At 47.9% G+C, this 17,552-nt stretch carries 14 protein-coding genes; 11 read left to right on the forward strand and 3 right to left on the reverse strand.

The window, feature by feature from the left end:
• The first annotated feature begins 15 nt into the window (after nt 1-15).
• From pepV to H171_RS05645, 4 genes are all read left to right on the forward strand, one after another.
• The gene (gene pepV / locus H171_RS05630; protein ID WP_100304271.1) at nt 16-1,419 is read left to right on the forward strand and encodes a dipeptidase PepV; all 1,404 of its coding nucleotides are present in this window, start codon (nt 16-18) and stop codon (nt 1,417-1,419) included.
• Between the two features lie 392 nt (nt 1,420-1,811).
• On the forward strand, nt 1,812-2,834 hold the full coding sequence (locus H171_RS05635; RefSeq protein WP_242976873.1) for a methionine ABC transporter ATP-binding protein: 1,023 nt from the start codon (nt 1,812-1,814) through the stop codon (nt 2,832-2,834).
• On the forward strand, nt 2,824-3,489 hold the full coding sequence (locus H171_RS05640) for a methionine ABC transporter permease (RefSeq protein ID WP_100304273.1): 666 nt from the start codon (nt 2,824-2,826) through the stop codon (nt 3,487-3,489). Before H171_RS05635 ends, H171_RS05640 begins: the two co-directional genes overlap by 11 nt.
• A 46-nt stretch (nt 3,490-3,535) precedes the next feature.
• On the forward strand, nt 3,536-4,429 hold the full coding sequence (locus H171_RS05645) for a MetQ/NlpA family ABC transporter substrate-binding protein (RefSeq protein ID WP_100304274.1): 894 nt from the start codon (nt 3,536-3,538) through the stop codon (nt 4,427-4,429).
• Between the two features lie 110 nt (nt 4,430-4,539).
• On the opposite strand, the gene H171_RS05650 is transcribed toward H171_RS05645, so the two are convergent.
• From H171_RS05650 to H171_RS05660, 3 genes are read right to left on the reverse strand one after another with little or no spacing between them, the layout of a single operon-like run.
• Nucleotides 4,540-5,949, reverse strand: coding sequence for an ATP-binding cassette domain-containing protein (locus tag H171_RS05650; protein WP_157803121.1), 1,410 nt, complete (start codon nt 5,947-5,949; stop codon nt 4,540-4,542).
• Nucleotides 5,942-6,739, reverse strand: coding sequence for a sensor histidine kinase (locus tag H171_RS05655; RefSeq protein ID WP_166433596.1), 798 nt, complete (start codon nt 6,737-6,739; stop codon nt 5,942-5,944). Before H171_RS05655 ends, H171_RS05650 begins: the two co-directional genes overlap by 8 nt.
• Nucleotides 6,740-6,761: 22 nt before the next feature.
• The gene (locus H171_RS05660) at nt 6,762-8,372 is read right to left on the reverse strand and encodes a helix-turn-helix domain-containing protein (protein ID WP_100304277.1); all 1,611 of its coding nucleotides are present in this window, start codon (nt 8,370-8,372) and stop codon (nt 6,762-6,764) included.
• A 319-nt stretch (nt 8,373-8,691) separates the two neighbouring features.
• On the opposite strand from H171_RS05660, the gene H171_RS05665 reads away from it, so the two are divergent.
• From H171_RS05665 to H171_RS05695, 7 genes are all read left to right on the forward strand, one after another.
• Nucleotides 8,692-10,053 carry an extracellular solute-binding protein gene (locus H171_RS05665; protein ID WP_100304278.1) on the forward strand — a complete coding sequence of 454 codons (1,362 nt, stop codon included), beginning with the start codon at nt 8,692-8,694 and terminating at the stop codon, nt 10,051-10,053.
• A 91-nt stretch (nt 10,054-10,144) separates the two neighbouring features.
• Nucleotides 10,145-11,017: a carbohydrate ABC transporter permease gene (locus H171_RS05670; RefSeq protein ID WP_100304279.1), complete on the forward strand. Its 873-nt coding sequence runs from the start codon at nt 10,145-10,147 to the stop codon at nt 11,015-11,017.
• Between the two features lies 1 nt (nt 11,018).
• The gene (locus tag H171_RS05675) at nt 11,019-11,852 is read left to right on the forward strand and encodes a carbohydrate ABC transporter permease (protein ID WP_100304280.1); all 834 of its coding nucleotides are present in this window, start codon (nt 11,019-11,021) and stop codon (nt 11,850-11,852) included.
• Nucleotides 11,853-11,922: 70 nt separating this feature from the next.
• Nucleotides 11,923-14,031 (forward strand): glycoside hydrolase family 3 C-terminal domain-containing protein, encoded by a 2,109-nt coding sequence (locus tag H171_RS05680; protein ID WP_100304281.1) that lies wholly within the window; start codon nt 11,923-11,925, stop codon nt 14,029-14,031.
• Between the two features lie 40 nt (nt 14,032-14,071).
• Nucleotides 14,072-15,511, forward strand: a complete 1,440-nt coding sequence (locus tag H171_RS05685; protein WP_100304282.1) for a glycoside hydrolase family 5 protein — start codon at nt 14,072-14,074, stop codon at nt 15,509-15,511.
• An 84-nt stretch (nt 15,512-15,595) separates the two neighbouring features.
• Complete coding sequence (locus tag H171_RS05690) at nt 15,596-16,555, forward strand: ABC transporter permease (RefSeq protein WP_100304283.1); 960 nt, start codon at nt 15,596-15,598, stop codon at nt 16,553-16,555.
• On the forward strand, nt 16,552-17,547 hold the full coding sequence (locus H171_RS05695) for a sugar ABC transporter substrate-binding protein (protein ID WP_100304284.1): 996 nt from the start codon (nt 16,552-16,554) through the stop codon (nt 17,545-17,547). Before H171_RS05690 ends, H171_RS05695 begins: the two co-directional genes overlap by 4 nt.
• Nucleotides 17,548-17,552: the final 5 nt, after the last annotated feature.

The raw sequence follows: 17,552 nt of genomic DNA on the forward strand, positions 1-17,552 counted from the left end.
AAAGGGGTGCGGATCATGTATAGGAAAGAAATAGAAGAATATATAGAGTCACATAAGCAGGAAATGATAGAAGACATCTGTACACTGTGCCGCATTAACAGTGAAAAGATGCCATACAGGGAAGGGATGCCTTACGGACCGGGAGCGTTTGAAGCCTTGAATGAAGCGCTGGATATTGCGGAATCCTATGGTTTTTCCATTACCAATTATGATAATTATGTTGGAACGGCAGATCTAAACGATAAGGAAAGACAGCTTGATATTCTGGCCCATCTTGATGTGGTGCCGGCAGGAGAAGGCTGGAAGGAGACAGAGCCTTTTGAGCCGGTAGTAAAGGGAGATAAACTATTTGGCAGGGGAACTGCAGATGATAAAGGCCCGGCGGTTGCTGCACTTTATGCCATGAGAGCGGTGAAAGAGCTGAATATTCCTCTAAATAAAAATGTGCGGCTGATCCTTGGAACGGACGAAGAGTGCGGAAGCTCAGATATCGCTCATTATTATGCCATTGAAAAGGAAGCACCTATGACCTTTTCTCCTGACGGCTCTTTTCCGGTTGTGAATACGGAAAAGGGTGGCTTAAACGGCCATTTCACCGCAGAATGGGCTGCTTCTGACCAGCTTCCCAAGCTGGTGAGCCTGGAGGCAGGAACCAAAGTAAACGTGGTTCCCGGAAAGGCCAATGCAGTTGTCACCGGCCTTGATGCAAAAGTCCTTGAACATGCAGCGGCAGAGTGTGAAAAAAGGACGGGAATCCGCTTTGAACTGAAATTGGATGAAGATACGGCCAACATAACTGCAATCGGTGAAAGCGCACATGCCTCTCTTCCTGAGGAGGGGAATAACGCCCTGACCGGACTTCTTTTATTCTTAACAGAGCTTCCTCTGGCGGAAAGCGAACAGATGATCATGATCCGCCGCCTTCTGGAACTGATCCCTCATGGGGATACTTCAGGAGAAGCTTTGGGAATTGCAATGGAAGATGAGCTCTCCGGCAGCCTGACTCTGGCATTCAGTCTCTTAAACGTGACAGAAACCGGTCTGGAGGGGACCTTTGACAGCCGGTGTCCGGTTTGTGCGACTGAAGAAAATGTCCTTAAAGTAGTAAGAAGAACCATGGCGGAAAAGGGCTTTACCCTTCACAATGATTCCATGAAGCCCCCTCATCATGTGGATGGAAATTCGGAATTTGTAAAGACCCTGCTGGATGTTTATGAAAGCTATACAGGCCGCAAGGGAGAGTGCGTATCCATGGGCGGCGGTACCTATGTCCATGAATTAAAGAACGGCGTTGCCTTCGGCGCTTCCATGCCGGGGACAGATAACCGTATGCATGGAGCTGATGAGTATGCAGTCATTGACGAACTGATTGTAAGCGCAAAGATATTCGCTCAGGTGATTGTAGACTTATGTTCATAAAATTTACGTTTTTGTTTCAAAATATAAAATAAGTATTGACAAAAACAGGAAGAGAGCGTAAAATACGCCTCATAAAGTAATTCCTAGTTTGCCTATAGGAATCAGTGGGAGGAGTAGCTGCCATGAACCAGTGGAGAGCCATGCAGATGAATATGAACAAGATGAACGGCATGTGTATGATGATGTGTCGTGTATCAGAGTGCATAAAAATACGATAATCGTTTCATTTGTATGGATTGTGATTGGAATTCGCTGAGAGCAGCAATACGCGGAAAATTTTAGGTCGCAAGTCTGTGCAGGGCTTGCGGCCTTTTTGTACATTAAAGAAACACCCTACGGGAATTCCATTATGCCCAGAAATATGGGCAATAATAATGAAAGGAAACAGACAAATGCAGTCAGCAGAACCTATTATTCAGCTGGTGGGACTAGGAAAAGAGTTTCGTACCACAGGCGGCCCAATTAAGGCCCTGGACGATATCAACCTGTCCATAGAACAGGGAGAGATATTTGGAATTATCGGTTTAAGCGGAGCCGGAAAAAGTACTTTGGTCCGCTGTATCAACTATTTAGAAATACCGACATCAGGAGATGTACTTTTTGAAAACAAGAGTCTGGCGTCCATGCGGCCACAGGAGCAGAGACTGGCCAGACAGTCCATGGGCATGATTTTTCAGCAGTTCAACCTGCTGGCTCAAAGAAACGTTCTTCAGAATGTGTGCTTTCCGTTAGAAATCGCCAAGGCGCCCAAAAAGGAAGGGTTAAAAAGAGCCATGGAGCTTTTGGAAATCGTGGGCCTTAAGGACCGGGCCAAGGCTTATCCGGCCCAGCTGTCAGGTGGGCAGAAGCAAAGGGTAGCCATAGCAAGAGCCCTGGCAACCAATCCGAAGGTTCTCCTTTGCGATGAGGCCACTAGTGCGTTGGATCCAAATACCACAAAGTCCATACTTGGACTTTTAAAAAATATTAACAAGTCCATGGGCGTCACCGTGGTTGTTATTACCCATGAGATGTCGGTTATAGAAGCCATCTGTGACCGGGTGGCGATTATTGACCAGAGCCATATTGCTGAAGTGGGAAGCGTAAAGGAAATATTCTCTGAGCCAAAGTCAAAGATCGGCAGACAGCTCATATTAGGAGAAGCGGCGGAACAAGTCAGCCGTTTTGGCGGCTCCAGAAGAGTCCGGATTTCCTTTGACGGACGGTCTTCCTTTGAGCCTGTCCTTGCCAATATGATATTAGCCTGTAAGGTGCCGGTGAATATTATGCATGCCGAGACCAGAGATATTAACGGAACTGCTATGGGACAGATGGTCATCCAGCTTCCAGATAATGAGGTGGACCAGAACCGGGTGCTTAGTTATTTAAAAACAGCAGGGATAACACATGAGGAGGTGAAGAAACATGACCTTTGATGCGACTACGATACAAATGCTTATTACAGGTATAGGAGAGTCTTTGTTTATGACGCTGACATCTTCCGTTTTTTCTTATCTAATCGGTATCCCTCTGGGAATTATACTAATTGTTACAGATAAGGATGGAATCCATCCGATCCCCTGGCTCCAGCAGGTATTGGGACTTGTTATCAATCTGTTCCGCTCCATACCCTTTATTATTTTACTAATTATGGTAATACCCGTTACAAAAATGATTGTAGGAACGCTTCTTGGACCAAAGGCCGTGATTCCGCCTTTAGTAATAGCAGCAGCCCCGTATGTTGCCAGAGTGGTGGAGTCTTCGTTTAAGGAAGTGGACAGCGGTGTGGTAGAAGCGGCGAAATCCATGGGTGCCTCTACGTTTCAAATAATATGTAAGGTTCTCCTTCCGGAGGCAAAGCCTTCCCTTCTGGTAGGAGCAGCACTTTCCGTAACAACCATATTGTCCTATTCCGCTATGGCCGGATTTGTAGGCGGCGGCGGTCTTGGTGATATTGCAATTCGATATGGATATTACCGTTATCAGACACAGATGATGTTTGTAACTGTCGCGATCCTTGTGATCATCGTCCAGATCATTCAGGAAACCGGAATGAAGTTATCCAGAAAGAGCGACAAACGGGTTAAATAGTAACAGCCTCAGGCGTTACCATAAAAAAATTCAAGGAGGAAAAATTATGAAAAAGTCACTTTATGTATTTTCAGCTGCACTGGTTGCAGCAGCAGCGCTGACAGCATGCGCAGGAAGTAAGGAAGCACCCGCAACACCTACAGCAACCCAGGCTGCATCCTCAGAGGAAACAAAAGCAGAAGAAACAACGGCAGCTGAAACGACCGGCCAGCTGGAGAAGATCATTGTCGGAGCAACTCCGGCACCTCATGCAGAGATTTTAAATGCTGCAAAGGATATTTTAAAAGAAAAAGGCTATGAGCTGGTAGTCAAGGAATATACGGATTATGTGCAGCCAAACATGGCTCTTGAATCCGGAGACTTAGATGCCAACTATTTCCAGCACAAGCCATATCTGGATCAGTTCAATGAGCAGAAAGGAACCGACCTTGTAAGTGCGGCAGCCATTCACTATGAGCCCTTCGGCATCTACGCAGGAAAGACAGATGCTATTGATAAGCTTCCCGACGGAGCTCAGATCGCAGTTCCTAATGATGTTTCCAACGAAGCAAGAGCTCTTCTTTTACTGGCAGACCAGGGGCTGATCGGATTAAAGGAAGGCGTTGAACTGGATGCAACCAAGAATGATATTGTAAAGAACGATAAGAATTTTAAGATCGTTGAAGTAGAAGCTGCTCAGCTTCCCCGTTCCTTAGGCGATGTAGATGTGGCTGTTATCAATGGAAACTACGCCATTGAGGCAGGCTTAAAGGTATCCGATGCACTGGCTGTGGAGGATGCAAATTCTGTGGCAGCAACCCTTTACAGTAATATTATTGCAGTTCGTGCAGGCGAGGAAAGCAGCGAGAAGACCAAAGCTCTTGTTGAGGCTTTAACAAGCGATACTGTTAAAAAGTTTATCGAAGACACTTACGAAGGTGCGGTAGTTCCTTCTTTCTAAACAGGGACTTCTTTATAAAATAAATAAAAGGCCGTTATGGAGATTGCATAAAGCAGCTTCCATATCGGTCTTTTTTGTTTGAAATGCTAGTTTAACAAAATGCCGCCAGCTTACTCATTGTCTCTTCCGGCATACTCCTGTATGGAATCCAGCGAAAGGATCAGATGACGCTCCGCCAGAGGATATATCTTTTCAAAGTCACATGTAATGATGCAAACAGTATTTCCTCTTCTGGCAATGCGCTGCAGGGATTTCTTCAGCATATGCAGGGTGTCATAATCAATATATTTTTCCGGATAGATGCAGAAGATGATTTTCTTTCGCAGAAGCTCTAGCCGGTATAAGTATATGGCTAGTTTTTCCTTCTTGGGGAGGTTCCGGCAGGAGGAACGGGGGATAAATCCTTCTTCCTCATATTCTTTTAGGAAAGTCTGTTCCACATACTGCATTCTGGCCCGTTTTAGGATGCCCAGGGGCCCGGCCAGCTTCCTGTAGCTGCCGATGCATATATTATCTCTGGAGGACAGTGTTTCGAAGATACAGTCCTCCAGATCAAATCCGGCAAATACAAAGGAGGCGCAGCTCTCTGCCTTGACGGGCCGTTCATAGACACTGATGGAGCCGGAGGCCAGATCCCGGGGATGAGAGAGGAGAGCCAGCAGTTGGGTTGAGGCGTTGCGGAATAAGTCAAAGATCGCAACGATCCCGCCTTCATGAAGTTCAAAGGAAATGTGCTTTAAGGAACCGTAACAGAGTCCGTCCGCTTTTATCGCCACCACCGGGGATTCGTGGGTAGAAGACTCCGTGTAAGCCAGTGGTCGGTTGTACAGTCTGGAGATATCAATGGCATTTCTTTTTTCATTGTATATCCATTTTACCATTCGATGGTCGTCCATAAAGTAAATGCGGTCTGAAAAGAGCTGAAGCTGGTATATATCACAGGATGTTATAAGGAATGATACCTTTTTTTCTTTCAGATACTGATACATTCTGGAGAACTGCGGGTCCTGAAAGAAGGTCAGAGGAATGTCATCCAGGATGATCAGCCTGGCTCCCAGGATATATGCCTTTAGTATTTCCACCAGACATTGCTCTGACCTTGTAAGATGATTTACCTGCACATGGGGAGGGATCGTAAGCTTCATTTCCCTCATGTAATTCTGCGCCTCATGGAGGATAAGCTTTCTATGCATGAGAAAGGCTCTCCGCTTATGGCGCCGGATGATGAACACATTTTCCGCCACTGAGAGAGAGGGGATCAGGGAGCTGTGCCTTTGCACCAGGGTAACGTGGGAGGCCAGAGCCTGACAGGTAACAGGAGACTCTTCGTAGTAGAATCTGCCGCTGTCCGGAATCTCCTGTCCGGACAGGATAAGGGAAAGCAGAGTCTTTCCGGAGTCATGAAGCCCCATGAGTCCAATAATTTCACCTTTATATTGATACATAGTCAGATGGTCTATGAGCATGGTATTGTCCTTGCGCAAACATAGGTCCTGTATCCGGTACAGTTCATCAGGCATAGGTATTTCCTCCGGTTTGGGAAAAGTCATCAGATTTCACGGAGATATAAGGGATGTGAATCTCCACATCGGTTCCCAGGGCAGGTGTGCTGGATACATGGAGCCCGTATCTGTCTCCGAAGACCAGCTTCAGCCGCCTGTTTACGTTCCACAGGGCAATGCCGGTGCTCCTTTTGCCGTGATTGGGTGAGACATAGTATTCCTGCTTCAGGGAATGGTTCAGCATCTTAAGGGTATCGGAATCGATCCCTTTTCCATTATCAGATATGCGGATGTTAATATGCTTTTTGGCAGGGATAATTTCGATGTTGATAACTCCGTTGTCTGCGGATTCTGTAAAGGCATGTACGATGCTGTTTTCCACTATGGGTTGCAAGGTGAGCTTGGGAATTACCGCATCCATGATGCTGCTCCAGGTATCCGGCAGATCCACATTCAGACAGAACCTGTCACGGAAGCGGTATTGCTGGATCTTCATATAATTGTTGATTACATTTACTTCATCGTTCAAAGTGGCAAAGTCGCTTTTCGTGCTGATGCTGTAACGGAAGAAGTTAGATAGGGCGTAGGTGATATCCGCTATCTCCTGCATGTCGCTTATTACGGCCTGGGCGCGGATGCATTCCAGCGCATTATACAGAAAATGCGGGTTTATTTGATTTTGCAGGGTAAGAAGTTCGGTCTGCTTCTTTAAGATTTCATTTTCATAGTAACGCGCATTATCCCGGACGGCCTTCAGGCTGTGTTCCTCTAAAAGCTTTTGTAATTTCTTTTCTGTTAAGAGCTTCATAGTCATTCTTTCCCTTTGCATGTCAACTGTATATTTTTCGGTAATCTTTCGGCGTAATGCCTACGTATTTTTTAAAAAGCTTACTGAAATAACGGGCATCCTGAAAGCCTGTGGAATATGCAATCTCATTGATGGACAGATTAGAGTCCTTTAAGAGCTCCCTTGCCTGACCGATCCGGTATGAATTTAAATAGTCAATGAAATTCTCACCGGTCTCCTTTTTAAAGATATTGGAAAGGTAGGCCGGATTTAAGGTTACTAAAAGCGCTGCATCCTCCAGCCGGATTGGATCCGTGTAATGTTCCTCAATGTATTTGAGGACCATGCGGATGGGGCGGGTGTTCTGAGCCTGGACGGCCTTGTGGATATTTTCAAATATGTAGGATACAGGTTCCGATACGGCAGCTTTTAAGGCATCTAAAGACAATGCGTTTTCTATGGCGTAGTGAATCTGGCCGGATAAGTAGTCGATTGGCAGCTCCTCCTGGTCCAAAGATAAGTCCATGCGTACAAGCATCCGGCATATCTCCCCCAGCATTTCTATGATGTCAAACAGTGGGAAAAGATTCTTTGGTCTGAAAAACAGCTGATTTAATGTAGCCATGAAATCCGTGATGTTTACGGATTCAATAGCCTTTTTGAACTGCTGTAAATACAAGCTTTTTTCCACCTCTGTGAGATATGGGACCGGAGGCAGCTTCTTCCGGTACAGGATCTGGCCGCAGCCCGACAATATGCGGTAATAGGCAGCATCCATGGCGTCCTTATTGGACTGTCCGAAGGAAGAGATCTTATCATAGGAATCGCCAACACCCACGGTAATCTTAAGTCCGGCAAACAGGTCCAGAAGATTACAGGCCTTCTGGTAAAACTCCTGGAGATGATTAAAAAAAGATCCTGCCGCCTGCCGGGGATAATTGATGCCGAGATAGATAGCGCTGCCCTCCATGCAGGAAAGAACCTGGAAGCAGAAGTCTTCAAATTCCTCATGGAACATGGAGATCAGCTTTTTGTTCAAGGAGCCGATATTGTCCAGATTATCCGCACTCTGGTTGACGAAGTCCAGCTTGAGGCAGAGGATACAGAACAGTCCGGGTTTAAAGTCTATGCCATATTCACCGATGACCTGCTCCAGCGGGACTGCAGGGTCCTGGATTTCCCATATAATACGTTTTAAGAAAAAGGATCTGCCGGGATGTTCTGTGTGGATGGCAGGCATAGCCTCACCTGCAGCCTGGGACTGATGTCTATTCAATTCTTCCAGGATTTTCTTAAGGGCCTGGTTCAGTTCGTTTTCATTGATGGGTTTCAGAATATAGTCATCAACCGAATATTTCAAGGCGTTGTGGGCGTATTCAAACTGTTTATAGCCGCTTACGATGATGAAACGGCAGGGAATATTTAAATATCGTGTCTGACGGATCAGCTCAATGCCGTCCATAACAGGCATGCTGATGTCCGTAATCACGATGGCAGGGCGTATTTCCTGAATCTGCCCAAACAGCTCCTGCCCGTTGTGGGCGCAGCCAGCAAATTCCAACTGCAGCTCATCCCATAGGATCATCTTTTTAATCAGCTCGCAGATCAGGAATTCATCGTCGGCTATGAGCACCTTCATTCTTTCACTTATCACAGGACCCCTTCTTTCTCTTATTAATTTGTCATTAATATTGCTTAGCAGAAGTTGCACTTTCTTCTGCTAAAAGGCGGGTGCTTTACCGCCGTAAATCTGATTAAGAGAACATGATTTTTGTTCTCTTAATATAGCATACCAAAATGGTAGTGTAAATGGAGGAATTAGTAAAAATGCATAAAAATTATACTGTAAATATACAAAAATAGAAATATTACACATATTCTAAAAAACGGTGCATTGAAAAAAGCCCCAAACAATCTTATGATAAGTTCCATCAAACACCTGTGAACAGGTTGATCGAGAAAGGAGAAGGAGTATGAATAAACAGATTCTTGCATGTGTATTGGCAGCGGCTATGGCAGCAGGAGCCCTTGCAGGATGCAGCGGAACTTCCCAAAGTGGCGCAGCAGCGGGGGGAACGACGGCTTCAAAGGTATCCGATGGGGGAGCGGAGAGCCAGGGAGGTGAGGCAAAGACCGGGGAGAATATCACCCTTACGCTGTGGCATATTGAAAATGATGCCAAACGGCAGGAGGTAGTGAAACGCTGTATTGAGAGATTTGAGGCCAGTCATCCCAATGTGAAAGTGGAACAGGTGCCCATGGAGAACGACCCTTATAAGACCAAGCTTACCACCGCCATGGCAGCCGGACAGGAGCCGGATATATTCATTTCCTGGGGCGGCGGATGGCTCCAGTCCTTTGTAGAAGAGGGAAAGGTGCTTGATATTGATGAGGACGTGAGAAAAATCTCTGACATCTACCACGAGTCGGCCCTGTCTCTTTTCGAGCTTGAGGGGAAATACTGGGCAGTGCCCTTCCGGGCAGGCGCGGCTCCTGTGTACTATAATACCGAGATTTATAAGGAACTGGGACTTAAGGTACCGGAGACGGTGGAAGAGCTTGAGGCCAATTGCGAAGTTATTAAGGAACATGGCATCATCCCCTTTGCCGAGGGTAATTCCAGCCAGTGGCCGGGTGCGCTTACCTTTATATGGCTGTCTCTTAGAGAGGGAGGCTCCCAGACGTTCCTTGACGCCTATAACCGCACCGGTAATGCTACATTTGAGGACGAGAGCTTTATTAAAGCCGGACAGAGGATTCAGGATTGGGTGAAAAAAGGATATTACCCCGAAGGCCTCAATGGTATCAACTATGATACCGGAGGATCCAGAATGCTGTTTTACAGCGGTCAGGCAGCTCACATTGTTCAGACCAATAGTTTCGTATCCAACTGTAAGTCAGAAAAACCGGATTTCTACGAGAATAATCTGGGGTTGTTCAACTACCCTGTAATAGAAGGCGGCAAAGGAAAGGCAGACGAGATCTTAGGAGGCGGCAACGGGTATTCCATCTCTGCTTCCTGTAAGAATCCCAAAGAAGCGATGGAACTGGTAAAAGTCCTGACAGATCAGGAGTATGCCCAGGATATGTCAGATACCGCAGGCATTCTTACCGGAATAAAGGGTGTGGAAATCAAGGACAGCAAGCTGCAGCAGATGGAGGAGCTTCTGGTTCATGCCTCCTATATGCAGAACTTCTACGATCAGTTCCTGCCAACAGAGCTTGGAAACTTACATAAGCAGACCACCTACGACCTGTTCGGACTCACCACTACGCCAGAGCAGGCGGCCGCTGACATGGAAGCACTGGCACAGAAGGATCTGGTTAAGAAATAATACATGACATGGATGGAGAGGGTGTTGCATGGCAGAATGCATGTTGCAACGCCCTCATTCCGGATCGTCCTCTGTGAAAAGGAGTGATTATATGAGCAAACAAAATAAACATATTGGAATCATAACGCTGTTCGTGCTTCCGGCCCTGCTGTTTTATGGTACATTTAATGTAGTGGGAATCGTCAGGACATTCATCTACAGCTTTATGGACTGGAAGGGAATCAGCGCCAACAGGACTTTTGCAGGATTTGGGAATTACATCGAGCTGTTCGGAGATTCTTTGTTCTGGAATGCTATGTTGAATAACGTAATCCTGGTCATTGTCTCCGTAGCTGTCCAGCTCCCCGGAGCCTTGCTCTTAGCCCTGCTGATCAACCAGGAGCTTAAGGGAACAAGGTTTTTCCGTACGGTATTTTTTATGCCGATGCTGCTGTCCACGGTTGCTACCGGTATCATGTGGATTCTGTTTTATGATCCCTATTTTGGCCTGATAGCCAGTCTCATGCAGAAGCTTGGGTTAAAATGCATTGCTTTTCTGGAAGGGAGATCATCCATGCCCTCCATTCTGTTCGTCATATGCTGGCAGTTCATTCCCTTCTATATGATTATATTAAAGGCGGGACTGACCAATATACCGACGGACATTTATGAGGCGGCCAGGATCGACGGGGCAAATGGTAAGCAGTGTTTCTGGAAAATCACCCTTCCACTGCTTGTTCCGACCCTTCGCTCGGCGGCGGTCCTGCAGCTGGTGGGATCTTTAAAATACTTTGACTTATTCTATGTCATGATGGGCGGCGCGCCCAACAGGGCGACAGAGCTGATGGCCACCTACATGTACAAGAAAGGGTTTACGGAATTCCGCATGGGATATGCCAGCGCCATTGCTGCCAGCATGTTCATTCTGTGTTTTGCCATAGCATGCATGTTCCTTTATATTACGAGAGATAAGGAGGCGGCATAATATGGGCGTATTGTTAAAAAGAAAAATAAAGAATACCGTTCTCTACGCAATCAGCATCGTTATTGCACTGATTACAGGATTTCCCTTTGTGTTTCTGGTCATCAACAGTTTTAAGGGCATGGGGGAATACTTAACCAATATCTGGAGACTGCCAAAAGAACCGTTTTTCGGAAATTATCAGTTGGTCTTAAAACCTGATTTTCTCCGGTATTTCTTAAACAGCGTTGTGGTGTCGGGAGTCAGTGTTTTCATCATTGTGGTCGTATCATCCATGATCTCCTTTACCTTTGCAAGGTTAAAATACAGAGGGAGGAATCTGCTTTACTTTGCCATTATCGCGGGAATGATGATCCCGGTACATACGACTCTGATCCCCACATTCACGCTTTTAAGTAGCATTGGCCTGACGGATACTTTAACCGGCCTTGTGGGTCCTTATGTCAGTTATAACATTCCCATTGCCGTATTCATACTGACCCAGTTCTTCCGGGAGATACCCAAGGAGCTGGAGGAAGCGGCCATCATAGACGGCTGCAGCATTGTTGGAACCTTTAAGAATATCATACTTCCGCTGTCTGGTCCGGCTATCTCCACAATCGTGGTATATACATTTTTGAATATCTGGAATGAATTCATTAATGCCAATGTACTGATCAACAGCACGGGAAAGAAAACCCTGCCTTTAGGGATCCGTGAATTCTACGGCATGCAGTCTGTAAATATACCGGCAGTGCTTACCGCTATCCTGATCGGATCGCTTCCGGTCATCCTTTTGTACTTCTTTGCACAGGAAAAGGTAGTTAACGGATTGACCCAGGGAGCGGTTAAAGGCTGAGTGAGCCCGGAAGGGATATATATATGGACAGATCGAATGAAATAGATCGTAAGAGAGGAGAGGATTTGATATGGATTTTGAAGAGAGGGCCAGGGAGTTAGTCGGTCAGATGACCCTGGAAGAGAAGGCCTCGCAGCTAAGATTTGATGCCCCGGCAGTCAAAAGGCTGGCGATCCCCAGATACCACTGGTGGAATGAATCACTTCACGGTGTGGCAAGGGCGGGGACAGCAACCATGTTTCCCCAGGCCATCGGTATGGCGGCCATGTTTGATGAGGAGATGATGAAGGAGATCGGCACTGCGGCGGGCATGGAAGCAAGAGCAAAGTACAATGCCTGTTCGGCCCTGGAGGATCGGGATATCTATAAAGGACTGACCCTTTGGTCTCCCAATGTGAATATCTTCCGGGATCCCAGATGGGGAAGAGGCCATGAGACGTATGGAGAAGATCCATACCTTTCCGGCAGACTGGGCGTGGGATTCATACAGGGAATCCAGGGAGAGGGCGAATACTTACTGGCAGCAGCCTGTGCCAAGCACTTTGCGGTACACAGCGGACCGGAGGAACAGCGCCATACCTTTGATGCCAGAGTCAGCAAAAAGGATCTGTGGGAGACCTATCTGCCTGCATTTGAAGCCTGTGTCACCGAGGGTAAGGTGGAAGGGGTCATGGGAGCGTATAACCGGACCAACGGAGAGCCATGCTGTGGCAGCAAAACTCTGATACAGGATATTCTGAAAGAGAAGTGGAAGTTTGACGGGTATTTTGTGTCGGATTGCTGGGCCATCAAGGATTTCCATGAAAACCATCAGATAACGGATACTGCCGCCCAGTCCGCAGCCATGGCCCTGAAAAATGGCTGCGACATCAACTGCGGAAACACTTACCTGCATATTTTAAGTTCCTATGAACAGGGCCTGGTGACAGAGGAGGAGATTACAGAGGCTGCGGTGCATGCAATGCGCACCAGGATGCGTCTGGGGCTGCTTGATGAGGACTGCCCCTACAACCAGATTCCTTATGAGACGGTGGGATGCAAAAAGCATAGGAAACTGGCCATCTGCGCAGCGGAAAAATCCATGGTTCTCTTGAAGAATGACGGGATTCTTCCACTTGATAAGAAGCTTAAGAGGGTGGCTGTCATAGGGCCAAATGCGGACAGCCGCTGGCCGCTCATCGCCAATTACCACGGCACAGCACCCCGGTATGTGACAGTACTGGACGGAATAGAGAATCTTCTTAATGAGAATACAAGAATCTTTTACTCGGAAGGCTGCCATACCATGAAGGACCGTGTGGAACGGCTGGCACTGCCGGGAGACCGCATAAGCGAGGCAGTGACTGCAGCACTTAAGGCAGGGCTGGCCATTGTATGCGTGGGACTGGATGAGCGGTATGAGGGGGAACAGCAGGATCTGGGTAACCGTTTTGATGAGGCGGTCAGTATGGCGGATAAGCCCACTCTGGCCCTTCCTGAATCCCAGTGCCGCATGCTGACCGCACTTATAGAGACTGGCGTACCGCTGGTGGTGATAAATATGTCTGGAAGCGCCATGGACCTGGCGTGGCTGGATCAGGCGGAAAGTGTAAAAGCAATCCTGCAGGCCTGGTATCCCGGTGCTGAGGGCGGAACGGCCGTAGCCAGGGTCCTCTTTGGGGAGACCAGCCCATCAGGCAGGCTGCCAGTCACCTTCTATCGGTCTGAGAAGGAGCTTCCTGCCTATGAGGACTACAGCATGAAAAACCGGACCTACCGGTATATGAAAGAAGAAGCTCTTTATCCCTTTGGATTCGGCCTTTCCTATACCAGCTTCCGGTACAGGGATTTGGAGTGCGTCCCTGCAGGTGACGGCAGCATGTACGTAACTGTGAAGGTCAGGAACGAAGGACCGGCAGATGGTGAGGAAGTGGTTCAGGTGTATGTGAAGAACCTGGATTCTTCTCTTGCAGTGAGGAATCATTCCCTGTGTGCATTTGCCAGGGTGAGTCTTGCAAAGGGACAGGAGAGGGAGGTAAGCTTCTGTCTTACGGGTCTGGCGTTCTGTGTGGTGGACCATGACGGGGATCGCCGCTTGGATGGGCATCGGTACGATATTTATGCGGGCGGCAGCCAGCCTGACAGTAGGAGCTGTCTGCTTACAGGCACTGAACCCTTAAAAGTCCGGGTGCAGCTATAGGAGGGACTGTTTGAAAGAAAGCTGAAGAAGGAGAGATAAAATGGACTTATTACAGGTAAGAAATGGTAAAATCGTGGATGAATCGGGAAATCCTGTGTACCTTCGCGGAACCTGCGTGGGCGGCTTTATGAACATGGAGGATTTTATCAACGGATATCCGGGTACTGAGAGCGGGATGAAGAGAGAGATGACCAAGGCCCTTGGTGCAGGCAAGGCAGAATTGTTTTTTGAGACTATCCTTGACAATTTCCTGGCTGAGGAGGATATCCGGCTGATCCGGGAAACCGGGGCCAACTGCATCCGCATTCCTTTGAGTTACCGGCATTTTGAGGATGACCAAAATCCCTTTATATATAAGGAAGAGGGATTTAAACGGCTGGATGCCGTACTGGATGCCTGTGAACGCCAGGGGGTCTACGTGATCCTGGATATGCATGCCTTGTCTGGCTGGCAGAACTGCCACTGGCACAGTGATAATGAGCGGGGCGCGGCTCTTCTCTGGAGCTTCCGCCATTTCCAGGAACGGATCATTGCGCTTTGGGAGGCGATTGCACAAAGGTATAAGGACAGAAATGCAGTGGCAGGCTACGACCTGATGAATGAGCCGTCCACAGGAACACCTACCGGCGAACATGCCTATGACTTTTACGAGTTCTACCAGTCGGACTGGAAGGCAATCAACAAACTGTACCGGGAGATAGCAGATGCGGTTCGAAAAATTGATAAAAAGCACATCCTGTTTCTGGAGGGGGATAATTATTCCAGGAATTTTGAAGGGCTTGAGAAGCCTTTTGAGGATAATCTGGCATACAGCAGCCACAACTATATACCGCCGGGATATGGGCCGGGGACGTACCCGGGATATTATGGCGGGGTGTACTGGGATAAGAATAGGCAGAGGGCAGAGTTCCTTAACCACCAGGGGACGCAGTTTGCCTTAAAGCACCATGTACCTCTGTGGGTAGGGGAGTTCGGTTCCCAGTATCATGGTTTTCCGGAAGAGCTTCCATACCGCCTGGCATCTATGGAGGATCAGCTGGATATTTACAACACCTTTGGAGTCCACTGGACCACCTGGACCTATAAGGACCCGGGGATCATGGGGTGGGTATTCTTAGATCCGGAGAGCGAATATATGAAGATTATCCAGCCGGTCCAGGAACAAAAACGCATCCTGGGAGCTGAGAATTTTGTCGCAGATTATGCAGGGGTGGCGGAAGGCAGAAAGAAATCCCGCGCGCTTGCCGATTATATCCTGGATGTGATGGGAGAAACCAGGATTGACAAAGCGTCCAATGCCTTTGTGATGAATTACGGGGTGCTTAACGGCTATGCGGGCGCTATGCTGCAGCCGGCTTACGCCAGGCGTTTTGCCGGATACAGTGAGGATGACTTAGAGCGCATCGCCGGGGGCTTCAAGCTGGAAAACTGCGTAAAGAACCAGCCTTATCTGAATCTTCTGAAACATATGCTGCATTGATAAATATCCATTGTTCTGTTAAAATTGGATGTGGAAATATGTAAATGAGCAGCCAGGAATAACGGAAAGAGGAGAGAACTTGGGATGAGGAAAAAGACAGTCTGGAAAGAAAAAATGGCAGAATACTGGATGATTGGGCTTTTACTTTTCCTGGTGGCTGTATTCTCTTATATGTTACCGGTATTTGCTACCAGAGGGAACCTAGCCAGCTTCCTGCGTTCTATGCCTATTTTGGGAATTGCTACGCTGGGAGTTGCAATGCTCATGATCTCCGGCGGAATTGACTTATCCTGCGGGGCCATCATGGCATGTGCAGGGACGGCGGCTGCGTATCTGGCAGTACGGGGAATGCATCCGGCGGCATGCCTGGCTCTTGGAATCCTCTGCGGCGGCGCATGCGGACTTCTCAACGGGTTTCTGATCACACGGTTTGAGCTTAAGCCGTTTATAGTGACCGTAGGAAGCAATTATATGATCCGGGGGCTGACCCAGATGTTCACAGGGGGAATTCTGATCAGCGGCCTGCCAGGCTGGTTCTACCACATTTCCAACACCCATCTGCTGGGCAATATCCTCTATTCCAACTTTCTTATCTTCCTGATCCTGGCTGTGGCAGTTGTCCTTGTCATGAAATGTACGATTTTTGGCCGATACTGCTATGCCGTAGGCTCCAGTAAGAAAGCCAGCAGTCTGGCCGGCATCCAGGTAAAACGGCATCTTCTCAAGGTTTATTTTATTGAAGGGGCCTTTGCAGGGATTGCGGGAATCATCCTTATGTCCTACTTGAACGTGGGAGCATCCAGTGAGGCTATGGGGCTGGAAGCATATGCCATCGCTGCTGTGATTATCGGCGGGATCCGGTTTGAAGGAGGGGCAGGAGGCATTGTTCGTGCGGTACTGGGACTGCTTATTATAGAAGTGTTTAAAAATGGTATGAATGCGGCCGGATTAAATACTTACGGGCAGCAGGCGGTTACAGGACTTATGATTCTGGCGGCGATCGTGATGGACTATTTTCGGAAGAAGAGGGAAGAAACAGCATGAGTATGTTTAAAATTGGGATAATCGGAATGGCGTTGTGCCTTTTTATGTCCGGATGCGGGAGCCAGCCCGCATCCGCATTTGAACGGCAGGAAGGGAAGACTTTGTATCTGATTGCATTGAATGAAAAAGGACCTTATTGGAAGCCGTTGATTCAAAGTGCGCAGGATCAGGCCAGAGAGCGGGGGTGTACTCTGATCGTAAAAGCCGGGCTGCCTGGGGATTCCTCACGGCCCCAGAAGCTGATTGAGATGGTCCAGGAGGCGATCGATCAGAAAGCAGACGGCATTGCTATGGCAGCCTTAGAACCGGAGATGTTTGATATAAAAGCGGCGGAGGCAATGGCCGCCGGAATCAAAGTAGTCACCTATGATACGGACATCAGGACTTTAAACAACCGGCTGGCATATATCGGAACGAATAATTATGAAGCCGGAATGGAACTGGGGAGGCGGGGAGCCGAAGACTTAAAAGCCCGGGGAATTACCGGGGGGAGGCTGACAGCCGTTACCTACAGTGGTTCCGCGCAGAACATGACTGAGCGTTACAAAGGACTGAAGGATGGTTTTAACCAGGCGATGGATCAGGATGCCGCCCAGTTTACCTGGTGTACCTGGATTATAAATGACCTAAGCGTATCCAGGGCAAAAGAGCAATTGGAGACACAGATCATATCATATCCTGACCTAAAGGCAGTGTTCACTCTGGGAACAGAGTCTGTCATTACCGGGACCATGGAAGCTATCAAATTCCAGAACCTGCAGGGAACTCTGTACCACTATGGATTCGATTATTCTCCTACTCTGGCAGCCGGTGTGGATGAGGGCCTGATTACAGGCATTGTGGACCAGAACTGCCAGGTGATAGGCAGGACACTGGTGGACAAACTTGCAGACGCAGTAGAAGGGAGAGAGATTGAGAAGGAATATTTAATTGATGTGACATGGGTAGAAGCTAAGAATATAAAAGCGTATGGAGAGAAATCGGAGAGGTAATATAA

It is taken from the genome of [Clostridium] celerecrescens 18A (assembly GCF_002797975.1).
GTDB lineage: Bacteria > Bacillota > Clostridia > Lachnospirales > Lachnospiraceae > Lacrimispora > Lacrimispora celerecrescens.